The sequence below is a fragment of the Pseudomonas sp. MH9.2 genome, assembly GCF_034353875.1.
Classification (GTDB): domain Bacteria; phylum Pseudomonadota; class Gammaproteobacteria; order Pseudomonadales; family Pseudomonadaceae; genus Aquipseudomonas.
On the sequence record NZ_CP133784.1, the window covers coordinates 2,770,625 to 2,786,961 of the forward strand.

Sequence of the window (16,337 nt, forward strand, 5' to 3'; positions counted from 1 at the left end):
CCTTATGTCCCTTCGCAATATGAACATCGCTCCCCGTGCGTTTCTCGGGTTTGCCCTGATTGGCAGCCTGATGCTAATCCTTGGCATCTTCGCCCTGACGCAGATGAGCAAGATCCGTGCGGCTGGCATGGCGATCGAGCAGAACAGCTTGCCCAGCATCAAGGCCCTTGATGAGTTCACCCAACTGACACTGCGTCTGCGCGTCCTGTCTTACCGCTTGCTGATCAATCGCGAGCCCGACGTTCAACAGAAAACCATTGAGTTGTTTCAGCTAAGAAACGAGCAGATTCGCGCCGCACAAAACATCTACGAGAAGCTGATCGTCCGTTCGGAGGAACGTACTGCGTATGACCAATACGTGCAAAAGCTCGCCGAGTACCGCCAGCTTGAAGAGAGAATCAAGACGCTGTCGCGCAACAACCAGGTTGATGAACTGCGTTCAATACTCAACGCGGACCTGCTGAGCAACTCGGAACAAATGAATGCCGCGCTGAGCAAACTGGTCGATATCAATACCCGTCAGTTGAGCGAAAGCAACAAAGAAACGAGCGACCAGTACAGCATGGCATTCGATCTTCTGGTCGGGATCCTGATTGTCTCTACCCTCCTCACCATCCTCTTCGCCTGGCTCCTGACCACCAGCATCACCCTGCCCATCTCCCAGGCCTTGGCCGCCGCCGAAGACATCGCCGAGGGTAATCTGACACGCCCGATCAAAGTCAATGGCAGTGATGAAGCCGGCCGCCTGCTGGCTGCCATGGAAAAAATGCAGGGAAAACTGCGCGATACCCTGCAACGGATTTCCGGCTCGGCCACTCAGCTCGCATCCGCAGCCGAAGAACTGAACGCCGTCACCGACGAAAGCGCGCGCGGACTCTCGCAACAAAACAAGGAAATCGAGCAGGCCGCAACGGCCGTCAATCAAATGACCAGCGCCGTGGAAGAAGTCGCGCGCAATGCCGTGAGCACTTCCGATGCCTCGAAAAGCGCGACCACCTCAGCGGGCGATGGCCGGGAACTGGTGATGGAAACGGTCGGTGCTATCGAGCGGATGAGCGGTGACGTGCAAAGCACCGCCGAGCTGATTGGTAATCTGGCCAACGAGTCGCGGGATATCGGCAAGGTACTTGATGTGATTCGTGGTCTGGCGGATCAGACCAACTTGCTGGCCCTCAACGCGGCCATTGAAGCGGCACGTGCCGGTGAAGCGGGTCGTGGGTTCGCGGTGGTTGCCGACGAAGTTCGCGCCCTGGCGCATCGCACCCAACAGTCGACCAGCGAAATCGAGCGGATGGTAGGCAGCATTCAGGGTGGCACCGAACAGGCTGTCAACTCGATGCGCAACAGCACCGAGCGGGCTGAATCGACGCTGAACATCGCCAAAGGCGCGGGCATGGCGCTGGATACCATCAATCAGGCCATCGTGCAGATCAACGAGCGCAATCTGGTAATCGCCAGCGCCGCCGAGGAGCAGGCACAAGTCGCCCGCGAAGTGGACCGTAATCTGGTGAACATCCGTGACCTGTCGGTGCAATCGGCGACGGGTGCCAATCAGACCAGCGCCGCCAGCAACGAATTGTCTCGCCTGGCGGTCGACCTAAACAGCATGGTTGCGCGGTTTAGTCTGTAAACGCTACACCATCATCGGCAGGCGTCAGCTTGTTGGCGAACGGCCTGATGCGGTGTGCCTGACACACCGCATCAGTAATCGATCCGCACATCACCTTTAGGCACACTGCAGCACGACAGGATATAACCCTCGGCCACGTCTTCATCGGTGATGCCGCCGTTGTGCTCCATCTCTACTTCCCCGCCCAGCTTCAACACCTTGCAGGTCCCGCAGATGCCCATGCCGCAGGCTTTTGGAATCATCAGGCCAAGCTTGGCGGCAGCAGCGTGTACGGTTTCGCCCGGACCGACGCGGATGCTCTTGCCGGTCGAAATGAACTCCACTTGATGCAGGTCCGCCAGATCGATCTCAGGGGCGTCGGCCGCTTGCTCGGCTTGTTCCACCGCATCGGCGCGGGCTTCAGGCGGCGTCGCGCCGAACGACTCTTCATGGTACTGATCCATGTTGAAGCCATTGGCTTCGAGCAGGCGTTTGATGGCGTTCATGTAAGGCGTCGGTCCGCAGCAGAACACCTCGCGCTCAAGAAAATCCGGCACCATCAATTCGAGCATTTTCTGGTTCAGGTAACCGCGATAACCGGCCCATGGTTCGCCGAGGCCATGCTTCTCGCACACCAGGTGCAGGCTGAAGTTGTCGATTCGCGACGCCATGTGCTCCAGCTCGCGGTGGTAAATGATGTCTTTGGGCGAGCGGGCGCTGTGGACAAAAACCATGTCGACATTGGCGTTAGTGTCGTAAAACCAGCGCGCCATGGACATGACTGGCGTGATACCGACACCGCCGCTGAGGTAGAGAATTTTCGGGTTGGGGAAATCGATGGCGTTGAACAAACCCACCGGCCCGTGCACCGCCAGCTCCTGGCCTTCATGCAGAGTGTCGTGCAGCCAGTTCGAGACCTTGCCGCCGGGCACACGCTTGATGGTGATAGAGAAGCTGTACGGCACGGAGGGCGAGCTGGAGATGGTGTACGAGCGCATCACTGACTCACCGTCGATTTCCAGCTCCAGGGTGACGAACTGACCCGGCTTGAAAAAGAACAAAATCGGCTGGTCGGCCATGAAACAGAAGGTGCGCACGTCCCAGGTTTCCTGGATCACCTTGACGACACGAACCAGGTGGCGGCCATTGGCCCAGGTCTGGGTATTTACCGGGCTGAGGAAACTGTTAGACATGCTCATCTCCACGGCCGACTGTCGGCCTTATGTTGAGGATTCTGCGTAAGCCGCAGATTGCCCACTTGCCTATCTGCGACATTGACGTACTTATCGCGACCAGCCCCTAACGACCGGGGTTCACGCGTCGGAAACGGATTCGGCCATGTCGCCCATGGATAAGGTTCGGTCAGCGCCGGACCCCACACTCGGCTCTAAGTATCCATGCCCGCTTTGCAATGAAAAGCGTAACCATGAGCATGAACGGCAAAAGAACCGTCGCCTTACGTGCAACTGACCTAAAGAACCTTATTAGCCACATTCGCCGACCGTTGAAACCGGTCATGAGGACTTGAAAGATGGACGTCACCGCAACCTTGAGCTTGGGCGATCCGCTGGAACCTGCACGTAAGGCCACCGCCGAAATGCTGCAGAACCGCGAACGCACGTTTTCGCTGCCGCAGCCTTTCTACAGTGACGAGCGGCTGTTTGAAATCGACATGCAGGAAATCTTTCAAAAAGAGTGGCTGGTCGCGGGCATGACCTGCGAGATTCCGACCAAGGGCAATTACCTGACCCTGCAAATCGGCAAGAACCCTATCATCGTCCTTCGGGGTCCTGACGGTCAGATCAACGCGTTTCACAACGTCTGCCGCCATCGTGGCTCGCGTCTGTGCACCGGGGAAAAAGGCAAGGTCGCCAAGCTGGTGTGCCCGTATCACCAGTGGACCTACGAGCTGAACGGTCGCCTGTTATTCGCGGGCAGCGAGATGGGCGCCGACTTCGATATGAAGCAGTACGGCCTCAAGCCGGTGAACGTAAAAACCGCAGGGGGTTACATCTTCATCAGCCTGGCGGAAAACCCACCAGCCATCGATGAGTTCCTGGCGACGCTCACTCATTACATGGAACCGTACGACATGGAGAACACCAAGGTGGCGGTGCAAACCACCTTGATGGAAAAAGCCAACTGGAAGCTGGTGCTGGAAAACAACCGCGAGTGTTACCACTGCAATGCATCGCACCCGGAACTGTTGAAAACCCTGCTGGAATGGGACGACGTCACCGACCCGCGTGCCGACCAGGCCTTCAAGGATCACGTGGCCGCGTCTGCCGCTGCCTGGGAAGCCGAGAAGATTCCCTACGCTCACGCCAGCTTCGGCCTGCGTAACCGCATCGTGCGCATGCCGCTGCTCAAAGGCACGGTGTCGATGACCATGGATGGTAAGCAAGGCTGCAAGAAACTCATGGGCCGGATCAAAAACCCGGACCTGGGCTCGATGCGCATTCTGCACTTGCCGCATTCCTGGAACCACTGCATGGGCGATCACATCATCGTCTTCACCGTGTGGCCGATCAGCGCACAGGAAACCATGGTCAGCACCAAATGGCTGGTGCACAAGGATGCGGTTGAAGGCGTCGATTACGACCCGGCCAATATGCGCAAGGTGTGGGACGCTACCAACGACCAGGACCGTCGTCTGGCAGAAGAAAACCAGCGAGGGATCAACTCCACGGCTTATCAGCCAGGCCCGTACTCCAAGACGTACGAGTTCGGCGTGGTCAACTTCATCGACTGGTACAGCGAACGCCTGCTGAGCAACCTCGGCGCAGAGCCGGCAACGTACCTGAAGGGTGTGCCAGTCAGTCACGAGTAAGGGGAGATGGCGCGGTGTGTCCGTCACACTGCGCCGTCAATGAACTCGCGCCTACAGGTGATTAATTTTTAACCAATACCTGCCAACACCAACCCCGCCGCCCTTCCTGGCCTTCCGCCAACAACTTATCCACAGACCCACCCACAGCAATTGTGGGCAAGTCGAATTTTGCCTGTGGAAAAACCCAAGAAAAACCGTGACTTATCAGGAAGTACCCTTTCAGGGCACTATTGATTGTTTTTTGATCATGTCGCGCAAAGCCACGTCGATAGTGGCCTGCAAAGGACCGTGAACATGTTATCCACAGAAGCGCCAACAGAGATTGTGGGCAAGTATTTTGATACCGCGCCAGCTTGCTTGCGAAAGCTATTTAACGAACACGCCTTATTCAATCAGCTGCTTAATTAAATTGCAGGAGCGAGCTTGCTCGCGATAGATCGCGAGGCGGTCCGAAGACACTGAACTCAGTTTCAGTCTGAAAATGCATTCACTGGTTTACGACCGCTGTACGGCAGCACGCCTCCTCCAAGAGCTACTTACACGAAGTCCCTGGCTGTTTTTGTGCTGTTTTTCCTGACTCGGCGTATGTTGTTGTCGAGTTTCATCGGTGTGCTGGTGTTTTTTGCAGCCAATGGCTCTTTGCTGGCGTGTGAATGATCGTGAAGGAGAAGAACGATGACAGTCAGGGTTTTGATCTTGCCGGGCCTGTTCAATTCGGGTGAAGCACATTGGCAGTCACAGTGGGAGCGGCAGTTTTCAGGCCTGCACAGGGTCGAGCAGCAAGACTGGGAAACGCCAAACGCGAAGGATTGGGTGGAGCGCTTAAATCAGGAAATTGCTGCTGCCGACAGGGAGGTCGTGCTGGTGGCCCACAGCCTGGCTTGTACCTTGATCACCCGCTGGGCGCAGCAGTATCCCGAGGCGCACAAGGTTCGTGGCGCATTGCTGGTGGCTCCGAGTGATACCGAGGCGGATAGCTATCCGTCAGGCACATCGGGATTTGTGCCGATGTCGACGCAATGCCTGCCTTTTCCAACGATCATGGTGGCGAGTACGGATGATCCGTATGTCACCCAGGAGCGGGCCAAGGCTTTCAGCCAGGCCTGGGGCAGTGAACTGGTCCGGGTGGAAAATGCCGGCCATATCAACGGCCAAACCGGGTATGGGCCCTGGCCCGAGGGCGTTGAGTTGCTGTTCAAACTCACGGGAGATCCGCAGTTCCAGCTTAAGTAGCTCGGGCCATGCAGGCCAGACATTCGCCCCCCCGGCTGCAACGCCGGGGCGTGATATCCGGAGTAATCATCCAGAAGTCGCAGTGGTACTTCCTGCGCACCTACCGCACCACGCCTTCCTCAATCAACAACTTCAAAATCGCCTCGGCGCCTTCTTTGGCGCCGAGGCCTTTGAGTACTTGCCCACCGCCACCGCTGGCCTTGGCTGTTGCGGCTTTCATGCGGTCGGCGCCGCTTTTGCCTTTGATCACTTTCAGACGTTTTGGCCTTGGTTTGGCGGGTTGCAGTGATGACGCTGCGAGCAGTTCGTCCACCACCACTTCAACCTGATCAGCCGCAAGCACGCCGCGCTGTGCAGGCCCGTAGGCACTCTGCCGGGACTTGGGCGCGGCGTTATCCACAGTCGCGAGAAACGGCAGGCGGACCTTCAGACGACGACGTTGACCGCGTGGCAGCGCTTGCAGCACATGGGCCACGCCGTTATCCAGCGATTCGACCTGCGCCAATCCGACCACCAGCGGCCAGCCCAGTTTTTCCGCCAACAGAAACGGCAACATGCCCGAGCCTTCACCGGTTTCCGCCTGGCTGCCGGTGAGCACCACTTGAACATTGGCTTCGCGCAGATAATCGATCAGCGCTGGCAAGGCATCCGCGCCTGGGGGCTGCTCCAGTACATGCAGTTCGTCCAGGCCCATGCCCAAGTAAGCCCGCAGCGCAGGCTCGTCGACATTGCCCGCGTGCAGCACGTGCAAGTTGTCCCCAGCCAGTTGCAGGCCCAGTTCGACAGCGCGCGCATCTTGTTCGGCGCGGCGTGGACGGCCGGACGTCGGGTGCGCACCGATGGACACCAGGCTGATGATGTGAATTGCACTGTTATCCACAGGGGCCTTCGAATTATGCAGCATCGCGTTTCCCCTCATTGCGGTAAGCCTCAACGGCAACAATCAGTGCCTTGAGTATGTCCGCGCTTTCACAGATCACCGACAGGTCAGCACGTTTGATCATGTCGCACCCCGGATCGAGGTTGATCGCCACCACCTTGTCGCAGGCACCAATGCCTTGCAGATGCTGGATCGCGCCGGAGATACCGACAGCCACATACACCCGAGCTGTGACCCAAGTACCACTGGCGCCGACCTGACGATCACGCGCCATGTAGCCATCGTCCACCGCCACACGGGATGCGCCTTCGGTGGCGCCCAATGCCGCTGCAGTTCGGTGAAACAAATCCCAATCTTTCACGCCATTGCCACCCGAGAAGATGAACTCCGCTTCAGCCATGGGGACGGCTGCCGGGTCCACCGCCACTGCGCCGAGGTCTTCGATACGCGACAGACTGCGAGCGACGGCTGTGGATAACTCCACCGGCAAGGCTTCGTGAAGGGTTTCACTGACTGGCTCGGCGCATTCGACGGCGGCCAGAATCAAGCGAGCCAATGGACGGGCCAAGTCTTCACGACCCGCACCCGCGCGGCCGATGCACTGCTCGTCAGTCACCTGCCAGACCCGTGTTGCCGGACGTTCGCCCAGGCTTGCGGCAAAACGTCGACCCAGCTCACCGCCACCGCTGCGGCTGTCAGGCAGCAGCCAATGACGCGGATTGAACTGGTTATCCACAGCCCGTAGACCCTGAACACGCTGTTCCGGTGAATAACCGCTGAACTCGCTGCCGTCGAGCAGCAACAGACGGTCGACGCCGGCGGTGGCAAACGCAGTTTCCTTGTGCTCGCCGAATACCACGGCCAGCACTGCACCGTCGTTGCCGGCCAATTGACGAGCCTGGCCCAACACGTCGCGGTCGTGACTGCTCAAGCGGCCGCCGACCATGTCCGGTGCGACGCAAATGTAGAACGCCGGTTGCGCGATGACATGCAGCGGCAACTGCACGTCGGCCGCAGCAGAACGTTTGACTGCACCGCCCTGCTGCGCGCCGCTGCGGTCGATCCGCTTGATACCATTAGGGCCAATGAAACCCACGTTGTGCACATCTTTGCGCACGATGCCGTTGGGCCCCATCCAGCGGGTTTGCGCGGGTTGCATGGCCGCGTGCAGCGGGTGCAGGCGGTTACGGGCGATCCATTCGGCGCGGGGGTCGCGGCGGATAATGTCGCTCATCAATTCACCTCCGCAGGTTGGCGTTTAACAGGTGTCGGTTTGCTGGTGACGACGTCTTCCAGCAACGCATCGGCGACCAGTTCAGCAATGTCTTTGATCAGTGGCCGAGGCTCGACCACCCCTTCAAGCATCGCCGTACATTGCGGGCAACCCACAGCCACCAGCTCGGCGCCGGTTTCGCGGATGTCTTCCATGCGCATGTCGGGAATCCGCTGCTTGCCAGGAATGTCGGTGATCGGCGCGCCGCCACCTCCGCCGCAGCAACGGGAGCGAAAACCGGAACGCTGCATTTCCTTGATCTCGATACCCAGTGCGCGCAATACCTCACGCGGCGCCTCGTATTCGCCGTTGTAACGACCGAGGTAGCACGGGTCGTGATACGTCACGCTGGAGCCTTTGTGTTGGCCAAGGTTCAACGCACCCGCCTGGATCAACTCGGCCATGTAGGTGCTGTGGTGCTGCACTTGATAGTTGCCATCAAAAGCACCGTACTCGTTTTTCAGCACATGGAAGCTGTGCGGATCGCAGGTGACAATACGCTTGAAAGCGTACTTGGACAGGGTCTGGATGTTGCGTTTGGCAAGCATCTGAAACGTCGCTTCATCGCCCAAACGGCGAGCCACGTCGCCACTGTCGCGCTCTTCGAGACCCAACACCGCGAAGTCGACATTGGCGGCTTTCAGTACTTTGACGAAGGCGCGCAAGGTCCGCTGATTACGCATGTCGAACGCGCCGTCGCCGACCCAGAACAGCACGTCGGCGGTCTTCTTCTCGCTTAGCAGATTGAGGTTTAGGTCGGCCGCCCAGTTCATCCGGCCACCCGGCGCAAAGCCGCCTGGGTTGTCCGTGGCGATCAGGTTGTCCAGCACTTCGGCGCCCTTGTTCGGCGTCGCACCTTTTTCCAGGGTCAGGAAACGGCGCATGTCGACGATGGCGTCAACGTGCTCGATCATCATCGGGCATTCTTCGACGCAGGCGCGGCAGGTGGTGCAAGACCACAGGGTTTCGGCGTCCACCAGACCGTTGACGATCGGTTGATGGGCATTGCCGCCGTGTTCGCCGATCGGTTTGCCCCTGCCGTCAAGAGATGGATACGGGCTCCCCGCGAACTTGGCATCGGTGCCGCCAGCCAAGCCGACCACCATGTCTTGAATCAGTTTTTTCGGGTTCAGCGGCTGGCCGGCAGCGAACGCCGGGCAGGCGGCTTCGCATTTGCCGCACTGCACACAGGCGTCGAAGCCCAGCAGTTGGTTCCAGGTGAAATCCTCGGGCTTTTCCACGCCCAAAGGTGCGCTGCGGTCACTCAAGTCCAGCGGTTTCAAACCGGTGGAACGGCCGCCACCAAAGCGCTCGGCGCGACGGTGCCAGGCCAGGTGCAAAGCGCCGGCAAAGGCGTGCTTCATCGGCCCGCCCCAAGTCATGCCGAAGAACATTTCCGTCAAGCTCAAGGCCACGGCCACGCCCAGCAGCACGACGAGAACCCAACCGCCAAAGTGCTCCGGCAGGATGCCCGCCACTGGCAGGGTCACCAGAAAGAAGCTGACGGAAAAGGCCATCAGGCTTTTCGGCAGGCGCATCCATGGACCTTTCGACAGCCGCGCAGGCGGATTGAGCCGGCGCAGTGCCATGAAAATTGCGCCGACAAACATGATCGCCGACGCCAACAGCAAGGCGTAGCCGAGGATCCGGTTATGCAAGCCGAAGCCGTGTACCAGGATCGCCAGTACGGCCGCCAAGACAAAACCGCCCGCCGTCGCAACGTGGGTGTTGGCGATGTATTTATCCCGTGCCACGACGTGGTGCAGATCGACCATATAGCGCTTGGGCATGGCCAGCAGACCGCCGAGCAAGTCGACCTTGGCCGCCCGGCCTTGGCGCCACAGCAGCATCCGCCGCACTGCGCCCAACACGGCCAGGGCCAGGGCGACGAACAACAGGATGGGAAGAAGGGTGTTCAACATGTGGAGCTCCCACCGGGAAAGCGGAGAAACGCATTTACCGTAGGAGTGAACGTGTTCGCGATAAGGCCGGGGCGGCCTTCAGGCGTTCATCAAATGAACAAATCCTTTTTGGCCGCTCCGCGCCCAATCGCGAACACGTTCACTCCTACAGAGGTATTGATTTAAAAATCCTTACACAACCGCAATGCGTCGTAGATCGCCGCATGGATGTTGCGCTGGGCCACGCAGTCGCCGATGCGGAACAGCAAGTAACCTTCGCCCGGCTGACTCAGCGAAGGTTGCGGCTGGATAGCGAACAACGCTTCGATGTCGATCTGGCCCTTGTTACGCGAGGCCTCTTTCAGCGCGTAGTAGATTTCTTCGTCTGGACGCACGCCGTTCTCGATCACCACTTGGTCGATCACCCGCTCCTCTTTGGCGCCGGTGTACTCGTTCTCCAGCACCGCGACCAACTTGTCACCCTCGCGATAGACCTTCTCCAGCATCAGGTCGCCGGTCATGATCACTTCTTTGGGGTACATGCTGCGGTAGTACGTCGGGAACGATGTTCCGCCAATGGCCACGCCCGGTTTGATGTCGTCAGTGACAATCTCGACCTGACTGCCTTTGTCCGCGAGGAAGTCGGCAACCGACATCCCGGTGAACTCACAGATGGTGTCGTAGACCAGCACGTTCTTGCCCGGCGCAACTTTGCCGTCGAGGATGTCCCAACTGCTGACCACCAGGCCTTCATCCGCGCCCCAATGTTCATTCTGTTCCAGGAACGGGTGACCGCCGTTTGCCAGCACGACCACGTCCGGACGCAAGTCCAGGATGGTTGCAGGGTCGGCCGCAGTCCCCAGACGCACGTCGACTTTCAAGCGCGCCAATTCCAGCTGGAACCAGCGGGTGATACCGGCGATCTGATCGCGCTGCGGCGCTTTCGATGCGGTAGTGATCTGCCCGCCGAGCACGTCTTTTTTCTCGAACAACGTCACGTCATGCCCACGCTCGGCAGCCACGCGTGCGGCTTCCAGGCCTGCAGGACCTGCACCGACCACCACCACTTTGCGTTTCACTCCGGTGGATTTTTCGATGATGTGCGGCACGCCCATGTACTCACGGGAGGTCGCGGCGTTCTGGATGCATAGCACATCCAGCCCTTGGTACTGACGGTCGATGCAGTAGTTGGCACCCACGCATTGCTTGATCTGATCGACCTGGCCCATTTTGATCTTGGCGATCAGGTGCGGGTCCGCGATGTGCGCACGGGTCATGCCGACCATGTCGACGTAGCCGCCTTCCAGAATCCGTGTCGCCTGGTTCGGGTCCTTGATGTTCTGCGCGTGCAGGACCGGGGCCTTGACCACTTCTTTGATACCGGCGGCCAAATGCAGGAACGGCTCCGGTGGATAACTCATGTTGGGGATAACGTTGGCCAGGGTGTTGTGGGTGTCACACCCCGAACCGACCACACCGATAAAGTCGAGCATGCCGGTGTCGTCGTAGTACTTGGCGATCTGCTTCATGTCCTCATGGCTCAGGCCATCGGGATGGAATTCATCGCCGCACAGACGAATGCCGACGCAGAAATCCGGACCGACTTCCTTGCGCACAGCCTTGAGCACTTCCAGACCGAAACGCATGCGGTTTTCGAAACTGCCGCCCCACTCATCGGTGCGTTTGTTAACCCGAGGGCTCCAGAACTGATCGATCATGTGCTGGTGCACGGCGGACAGTTCGACGCCATCCAGGCCACCGGCCTTGGCCCGCCCGGCAGCGCTGGCGTAGTTGCCGATCACGCGCCAGATTTCTTCCGGCTCGATGGTTTTGCAGGTCGCGCGGTGTACCGGCTCACGAATGCCGGACGGTGACAGCAGGGTCGGCCAATGGTCGCCGTCCCAGCGCGAACGACGACCCATGTGAGTAATCTGAATCATGATCTTGGCGCCATGCTTGTGCATGGCATCCGCCAGGTTCTGGAAATGCGGGATGATCTTGTCGGTGGCCAGGTTGACCGATTTCCACCAGCCTTGTGGGCTGTCGATGGCCACGCTGGAGGACCCGCCACAAATGGCCAGGCCGATGCCGCCCTTGGCTTTCTCCTCGTAATACTTCACGTACCGGTCAGTGGTCATGCCGCCATCGGTGGCATAAACCTCGGCGTGTGCGGTACTGAGTACGCGGTTGCGGATGGTCAGTTTGCCGATCTGGATAGGCTGGAACATTGCTTCGAAAGCCATGACGGAAACCTCGACTTACAACGGTTTGACGATGAACAGGCCATCGTCGTGGCCTTCTTCAGAACCACCGTAAACCTGCTCGGCCACAGTGCGGATCGGACTGCCTTTGGCGGCCAGGATTTGATCCATGGCACCCGCGAACCAGCCGGTGAACATATAATCGACCTTGCGCCCGACCTTGCCGTACACATAGACGAAGCACGAGTGCTCCAGGCGGATGCTGGCGGTGCCTTTTTCCAGGTCAATGGCTTCGATCTTGAACAGCCCCCAGCCGCGTTGCGACAAACGCTTCATGTAGTGTTCGAACACCGCGACGCCTTCCAGGCCGTGGCATTCAGCTTCTTTCTCGCACCAGTGCCAGGCCGATTTGTAACCCGCCTTGTAGAGAATTTCGGCGTAGGCGTCAGCGCCCAACACTTCTTCGATGCCCATGTGGTTGTTGACGAAAAAGTGACGTGGCACGTAGAGCATCGGCAACGCATCAGACGTCCAGACACCGGTTTCGCTGTCGACTTCGATAGGCAGTTGCGGGGCGATTTTAGCCATGGGGTAACACTCCAGAAATTCGGGTTGCGCCCACTGCGCGGATGGCAGTGGGGTCAGCTATTCAATGCAGATACGGTGTGAGCGTTACTCGCCCCAAACATCCTTGAGGACGCTTACCCAGTTCTCGCCCATGATTTTGCGCACGACGCGCTCGGGGTGGCCGCGTTTGAGCAGGGTTTCGGTCAGGTTGGGGAACTCACCCACGGTACGAATACCCAGCGGGTTGATGATCTTGCCGAAGCTGGTCAGACGCCGCGCGTAGCCCTTGTCGTGGGTCAGGTATTCGAAGAAGTCCTGACCGTGACCCTGTGTGAAGTCAGTGCCGATACCGATGGCGTCTTCACCGACAATGTTCATCACATATTCGATGGCTTCGGCGTAGTCGTCGATGGTCGAATCGATACCCTTGGCGAGGAACGGCGCAAACATGGTCACGCCGACAAAACCGCCATGGTCAGCGATGAACTTCAGTTCTTCATCGGACTTGTTGCGCGGATGTTCTTTCAAGCCGGACGGCAGGCAATGCGAGTAGCAGACCGGTTTTTTCGATTCGAGGATGACTTCTTCGGAGGTTTTTGAACCCACGTGAGACAGGTCGCACATGACACCGACGCGGTTCATTTCGGCAACGATCTCGCGACCGAAGCCCGACAGGCCGCCGTCACGTTCGTAACAGCCGGTGCCGACCAGGTTTTGCGTGTTGTAGCACATCTGCACAATGCCAACGCCGAGCTGCTTGAAGATCTCGACGTAGCCAATCTGGTCTTCATAAGCGTGGGCGTTCTGGAAACCGAAGAGGATGCCGGTCTTGCCTTGTTCTTTAGCCTTGCGGATATCCGCCGTGGTACGCACGGGGATGACCAGGTCACTGTTTTCACGCATCAGCTTCTGGCTGGTGCAGATGCTGTTGATGGTCGCCTGGAAACCTTCCCACACCGACACGGTGCAGTTGGCTGCGGTCAGGCCGCCTTTGCGCATGTCTTCGAACAGCTCACGGTTCCACTTGGCAATGATCAGCCCGTCAATAACGATGCTGTCGGCGTGCAATTCGGCTGGGCTCATCAGGCTGTCCCCTCTGGGTGATTCATGCGCCGAATCGTCTGCCGGCGCTTTGGGGCCAGCATATGCCTGAGGGTTGAGCGAGCCGGGTGCAAAAACGACAGGGGGTTTGCCGAAAGCGTCAAGAAACGACAAAGGGTAAGCGCCGTCTACATAGATAGACCATTGGGCCTCTATTCTTTACGCGGCGGCTGGGGGAAAATCCTTGGCGATTGCTCTGAACAACCGGCGAGGATGTTGCAAATGAGGTCAATGTTATTGGTGCTGGCAGTGCTGGCAACCGGTGCTCAAGCCGAAGACAGCACCCCCTGCGACAACGTGGAAACCACCCAGCAGAGCTTCGAGTGCTCAGCCTTCAACAAAACCACCTCCCAGCACGAGCTGGACAGCGCTTATAAAGACCTGGTCGACCGGATCAGCTCTCAGTACGCCAACCACCCGGCGCAGCTGAACGACTACCTCGCCAAAATAAAAAATGCCCAACAAATCTGGACCAAACTGCGCGAGGCTGACTGCGCGGTACAAACCTTCCTGAGCGAAAAAGGCAGCCAGACCCTAGAAATCGGGCAAAACGATTGCTTCTCGCAGATGAGCGATCAACGGTCGGAGTATTTGCAGTCGATCGGGATGGAGTGAAGCAGCGCCTGATAGTGATTCACGCATTCGTCCGCTGTCGATCCTCTCTCGGGCAGCGCGCAAACCGCGCGCGGTAACTGCGAGTGAAATACGATGGCGATTCAAAGCCGCAGGCCAGGCTGACTTCCAGCACACTCATGTCGGTCTGGCGCAGCAGTTGCCGCGCCTTCTCCAGGCGCAGCCCGAGATAGAAATTGCTCGGTGTGTCTTTCAAATGCAGGCGAAAAAGGCGCTCCAGCTGGCGGCGGGTGACCTGGATGCCTTCTGCCAGGTCCAGGGTGCTGAGCGGTGGCTCAGTGTGCTGCTCCATTTCGCCAATCACCTGCACCAGCTTTTTGTTGTTGATACCGTAACGCGTGGCGATCTGCATGCGTTGGTGGTCTTTGCGTGGGCGAATCCGGCCGAGCACGAACTGTTCCGAGACCTGAATCGCCAGTTCCGGCCCGTGGGCCTGGCCGATCAGGTCGAGCATCATGTCGATGGACGCCGTGCCGCCTGCGGACGTGATGCGGCGACGGTCGATTTCAAACAACTCCTGAGTCACTGCCAGCTGTGGATAAGACTCCTTGAACGCCCCCAGCGCCTCCCAATGCAGGGTCAGACGATGGCCGTCGAGCAGGCCTGCCTGCGCCAGGATAAAACTGCCGGTGTCGATGCCACCAAGGGTCACGCCTTCGTGGTCGAGTCGACGCAGCCAGTGCTCCAGTGCCGGGGTGCAGAATTTCAGCGGCTCAAAGCCAGCCACCACCCACAACGTCGTGCCTTTCTTCAGCGGCTCCAGCGCGGCATCGGCGTTGACCGACATGCCATTACTGGCAACCACCGCCCCGCCATCGACACTCAGCACATGCCAGCGATACAGCTCGCCACCGAAGCGATTGGCGACGCGCAGCGGCTCGACGGCCGAGACGAAGCCCATCACCGAGAACCCTGGCATGAGCAAAAAGTAATAGTCCTGGGACATCGGCGGTACTCGCGGGGTCAGCATCACTCACCACATACGCCAGTTGAATGAGGACAGCAAGAGAACAAGTCGCTACTGTGCAAGAGCGCGTCGCCGCTGTGCGTTTTCCAGGGGCTGCGGCTGCGTAACGTTGCATCACGGCGCGCAGACTTCGGAACCCCACAATAACGACTGCCGAGGGAATCCATCATGAAACGACTGATTAGCTGTTGTTTGCTGGCACTCACCGGAACCACCTTCATCGCCAACAGCGCCAGTGCAGCTGAAGCGGCAACCTGTCAGAACGTACGCCTGGGCGTGGTCAACTGGACCGACGTTATGGCTACCAGCGCCATGACCCAGGTTCTGCTCGATGGCCTGGGCTACAAGACCAAACAGACCAGCGCCTCACAGCAAATCATCTTCGCCGGTATCCGCGATCAGCGCCTGGACATGTTCCTCGGCTACTGGGACCCGTTGATGACCCAGACCATCACCCCGTTCGTGGAAAAAAATCAGGTGCGCATCCTGCCTGAACCCAGCCTCAAAGACGCTCGCGCGACCCTCGCCGTTCCAACCTACCTCGCCGACAAGGGCCTGAAAACCTTTGCCGACATCGCCAAGTTCAAGAAAGAACTGGGCGGCAAAATCTACGGCATCGAGCCCGGATCGGGCGCCAACACCCAGATCAAGGAAATGATCGCCAAGAACCAGTTTGGCCTCGGCGACTTCCAGTTGGTGGAATCAGGCGAAGCCGGAATGTTGTCGGCAGTCACCCGGGCGGTCAATCGCAACGAAGCCATCGTGTTCTTCGGGTGGGCGCCGCACCCAATGAACGTCAACCAGAAAATGACCTACCTCACCGGCAGTGATAACGCCCTCGGCCCGAATGAAGGCGAGGCCAAAGTCTGGACCGTTACCGCACCGGATTACGCCCAGCGTTGCCCGAACGTCGACAAGCTGCTGACCAACCTGAGTTTCACCGCTGAAGACGAGAGTCGGATGATGCAGCCGTTGCTCAACCACAAAGACGCGCTTGAATCAGCCCGGCAATGGCTCAAAGACCATCCGCAAGACCTCAAGCGCTGGCTCGCTGGGGTGAAAACCTTTGACGGCAAAGACGCCGCTGAAAACCTGAAACTTAGCAGCAACCCGTAGCGTATCCGAACCACCGATCCGCAGCC

Annotated in this window: 13 protein-coding genes; 5 read left to right on the forward strand and 8 right to left on the reverse strand. The window is 58.9% G+C overall.

Features of this window, described 5'->3' with window-relative positions:
* The first annotated feature begins 4 nt into the window (after window positions 1–4).
* On the forward strand, window positions 5–1,630 hold the full coding sequence (locus RHM55_RS13045) for a methyl-accepting chemotaxis protein (protein ID WP_322182644.1): 1,626 nt from the start codon (window positions 5–7) through the stop codon (window positions 1,628–1,630).
* 71 nt (window positions 1,631–1,701) lie between these two features.
* Here RHM55_RS13045 and gbcB read toward each other — a convergent pair whose 3' ends face one another.
* Entirely contained in the window at window positions 1,702–2,802 is a 1,101-nt protein-coding gene (gbcB, locus tag RHM55_RS13050; protein ID WP_322182646.1) for a glycine-betaine demethylase subunit GbcB, read from the reverse strand.
* 338 nt (window positions 2,803–3,140) lie between these two features.
* On the opposite strand from gbcB, the gene gbcA reads away from it, so the two are divergent.
* Window positions 3,141–4,439, forward strand: a complete 1,299-nt coding sequence (gene gbcA, locus RHM55_RS13055) for a glycine-betaine demethylase subunit GbcA (protein WP_322182648.1) — start codon at window positions 3,141–3,143, stop codon at window positions 4,437–4,439.
* Window positions 4,440–5,114: 675 nt separating this feature from the next.
* Window positions 5,115–5,672: an RBBP9/YdeN family alpha/beta hydrolase gene (locus RHM55_RS13060; RefSeq protein WP_322182650.1), complete on the forward strand. Its 558-nt coding sequence runs from the start codon at window positions 5,115–5,117 to the stop codon at window positions 5,670–5,672.
* 100 nt (window positions 5,673–5,772) lie between these two features.
* On the opposite strand, the gene RHM55_RS13065 is transcribed toward RHM55_RS13060, so the two are convergent.
* The 6 genes from RHM55_RS13065 to RHM55_RS13090 form a co-directional block, all read right to left on the reverse strand.
* Entirely contained in the window at window positions 5,773–6,576 is an 804-nt protein-coding gene (locus RHM55_RS13065; RefSeq protein WP_322182652.1) for an electron transfer flavoprotein subunit beta, read from the reverse strand.
* Window positions 6,566–7,786, reverse strand: coding sequence for an electron transfer flavoprotein subunit alpha/FixB family protein (locus RHM55_RS13070; protein WP_322182655.1), 1,221 nt, complete (start codon window positions 7,784–7,786; stop codon window positions 6,566–6,568). The genes RHM55_RS13065 and RHM55_RS13070 overlap by 11 nt, the downstream gene beginning before the upstream one ends.
* Entirely contained in the window at window positions 7,786–9,747 is a 1,962-nt protein-coding gene (dgcB, locus tag RHM55_RS13075) for a dimethylglycine demethylation protein DgcB (protein ID WP_322182657.1), read from the reverse strand. The genes RHM55_RS13070 and dgcB overlap by 1 nt, the downstream gene beginning before the upstream one ends.
* A gap of 161 nt (window positions 9,748–9,908) precedes the next feature.
* Window positions 9,909–11,969, reverse strand: coding sequence for a dimethylglycine demethylation protein DgcA (gene dgcA / locus RHM55_RS13080; RefSeq protein WP_322182660.1), 2,061 nt, complete (start codon window positions 11,967–11,969; stop codon window positions 9,909–9,911).
* A 15-nt stretch (window positions 11,970–11,984) separates the two neighbouring features.
* On the reverse strand, window positions 11,985–12,515 hold the full coding sequence (locus tag RHM55_RS13085) for a DUF5943 domain-containing protein (RefSeq protein WP_219064030.1): 531 nt from the start codon (window positions 12,513–12,515) through the stop codon (window positions 11,985–11,987).
* 84 nt (window positions 12,516–12,599) lie between these two features.
* Window positions 12,600–13,577: a dipeptidase gene (locus RHM55_RS13090; protein ID WP_322182663.1), complete on the reverse strand. Its 978-nt coding sequence runs from the start codon at window positions 13,575–13,577 to the stop codon at window positions 12,600–12,602.
* Between the two features lie 240 nt (window positions 13,578–13,817).
* On the opposite strand from RHM55_RS13090, the gene RHM55_RS13095 reads away from it, so the two are divergent.
* Window positions 13,818–14,210: a lysozyme inhibitor LprI family protein gene (locus RHM55_RS13095; RefSeq protein WP_322182665.1), complete on the forward strand. Its 393-nt coding sequence runs from the start codon at window positions 13,818–13,820 to the stop codon at window positions 14,208–14,210.
* A 19-nt stretch (window positions 14,211–14,229) separates the two neighbouring features.
* Here RHM55_RS13095 and RHM55_RS13100 read toward each other — a convergent pair whose 3' ends face one another.
* On the reverse strand, window positions 14,230–15,174 hold the full coding sequence (locus RHM55_RS13100; protein WP_322182911.1) for a GlxA family transcriptional regulator: 945 nt from the start codon (window positions 15,172–15,174) through the stop codon (window positions 14,230–14,232).
* Window positions 15,175–15,363: 189 nt separating this feature from the next.
* Here RHM55_RS13100 and choX point away from each other — a divergent pair, with 189 nt between their 5' ends.
* Window positions 15,364–16,311, forward strand: coding sequence for a choline ABC transporter substrate-binding protein (choX, locus tag RHM55_RS13105; RefSeq protein WP_322182667.1), 948 nt, complete (start codon window positions 15,364–15,366; stop codon window positions 16,309–16,311).
* Window positions 16,312–16,337 lie beyond the last annotated feature (26 nt).

Bases quoted from the DNA above. Each gene is read 5' to 3' on its own strand.
- RHM55_RS13045 (WP_322182644.1), top strand. From the start codon at position 5: ATGTCCCTTCGCAATATGAACATCGCTCCCCGTGCGTTTCTCGGGTTT.
- gbcB (WP_322182646.1), bottom strand. From the start codon at position 2,802: ATGTCTAACAGTTTCCTCAGCCCGGTAAATACCCAGACCTGGGCCAAT.
- gbcA (WP_322182648.1), top strand. From the start codon at position 3,141: ATGGACGTCACCGCAACCTTGAGCTTGGGCGATCCGCTGGAACCTGCA.
- RHM55_RS13060 (WP_322182650.1), top strand. From the start codon at position 5,115: ATGACAGTCAGGGTTTTGATCTTGCCGGGCCTGTTCAATTCGGGTGAA.
- RHM55_RS13065 (WP_322182652.1), bottom strand. From the start codon at position 6,576: ATGCTGCATAATTCGAAGGCCCCTGTGGATAACAGTGCAATTCACATC.
- RHM55_RS13070 (WP_322182655.1), bottom strand. From the start codon at position 7,786: ATGAGCGACATTATCCGCCGCGACCCCCGCGCCGAATGGATCGCCCGT.
- dgcB (WP_322182657.1), bottom strand. From the start codon at position 9,747: ATGTTGAACACCCTTCTTCCCATCCTGTTGTTCGTCGCCCTGGCCCTG.
- dgcA (WP_322182660.1), bottom strand. From the start codon at position 11,969: ATGGCTTTCGAAGCAATGTTCCAGCCTATCCAGATCGGCAAACTGACC.
- RHM55_RS13085 (WP_219064030.1), bottom strand. From the start codon at position 12,515: ATGGCTAAAATCGCCCCGCAACTGCCTATCGAAGTCGACAGCGAAACC.
- RHM55_RS13090 (WP_322182663.1), bottom strand. From the start codon at position 13,577: ATGAGCCCAGCCGAATTGCACGCCGACAGCATCGTTATTGACGGGCTG.
- RHM55_RS13095 (WP_322182665.1), top strand. From the start codon at position 13,818: ATGAGGTCAATGTTATTGGTGCTGGCAGTGCTGGCAACCGGTGCTCAA.
- RHM55_RS13100 (WP_322182911.1), bottom strand. From the start codon at position 15,174: ATGTCCCAGGACTATTACTTTTTGCTCATGCCAGGGTTCTCGGTGATG.
- choX (WP_322182667.1), top strand. From the start codon at position 15,364: ATGAAACGACTGATTAGCTGTTGTTTGCTGGCACTCACCGGAACCACC.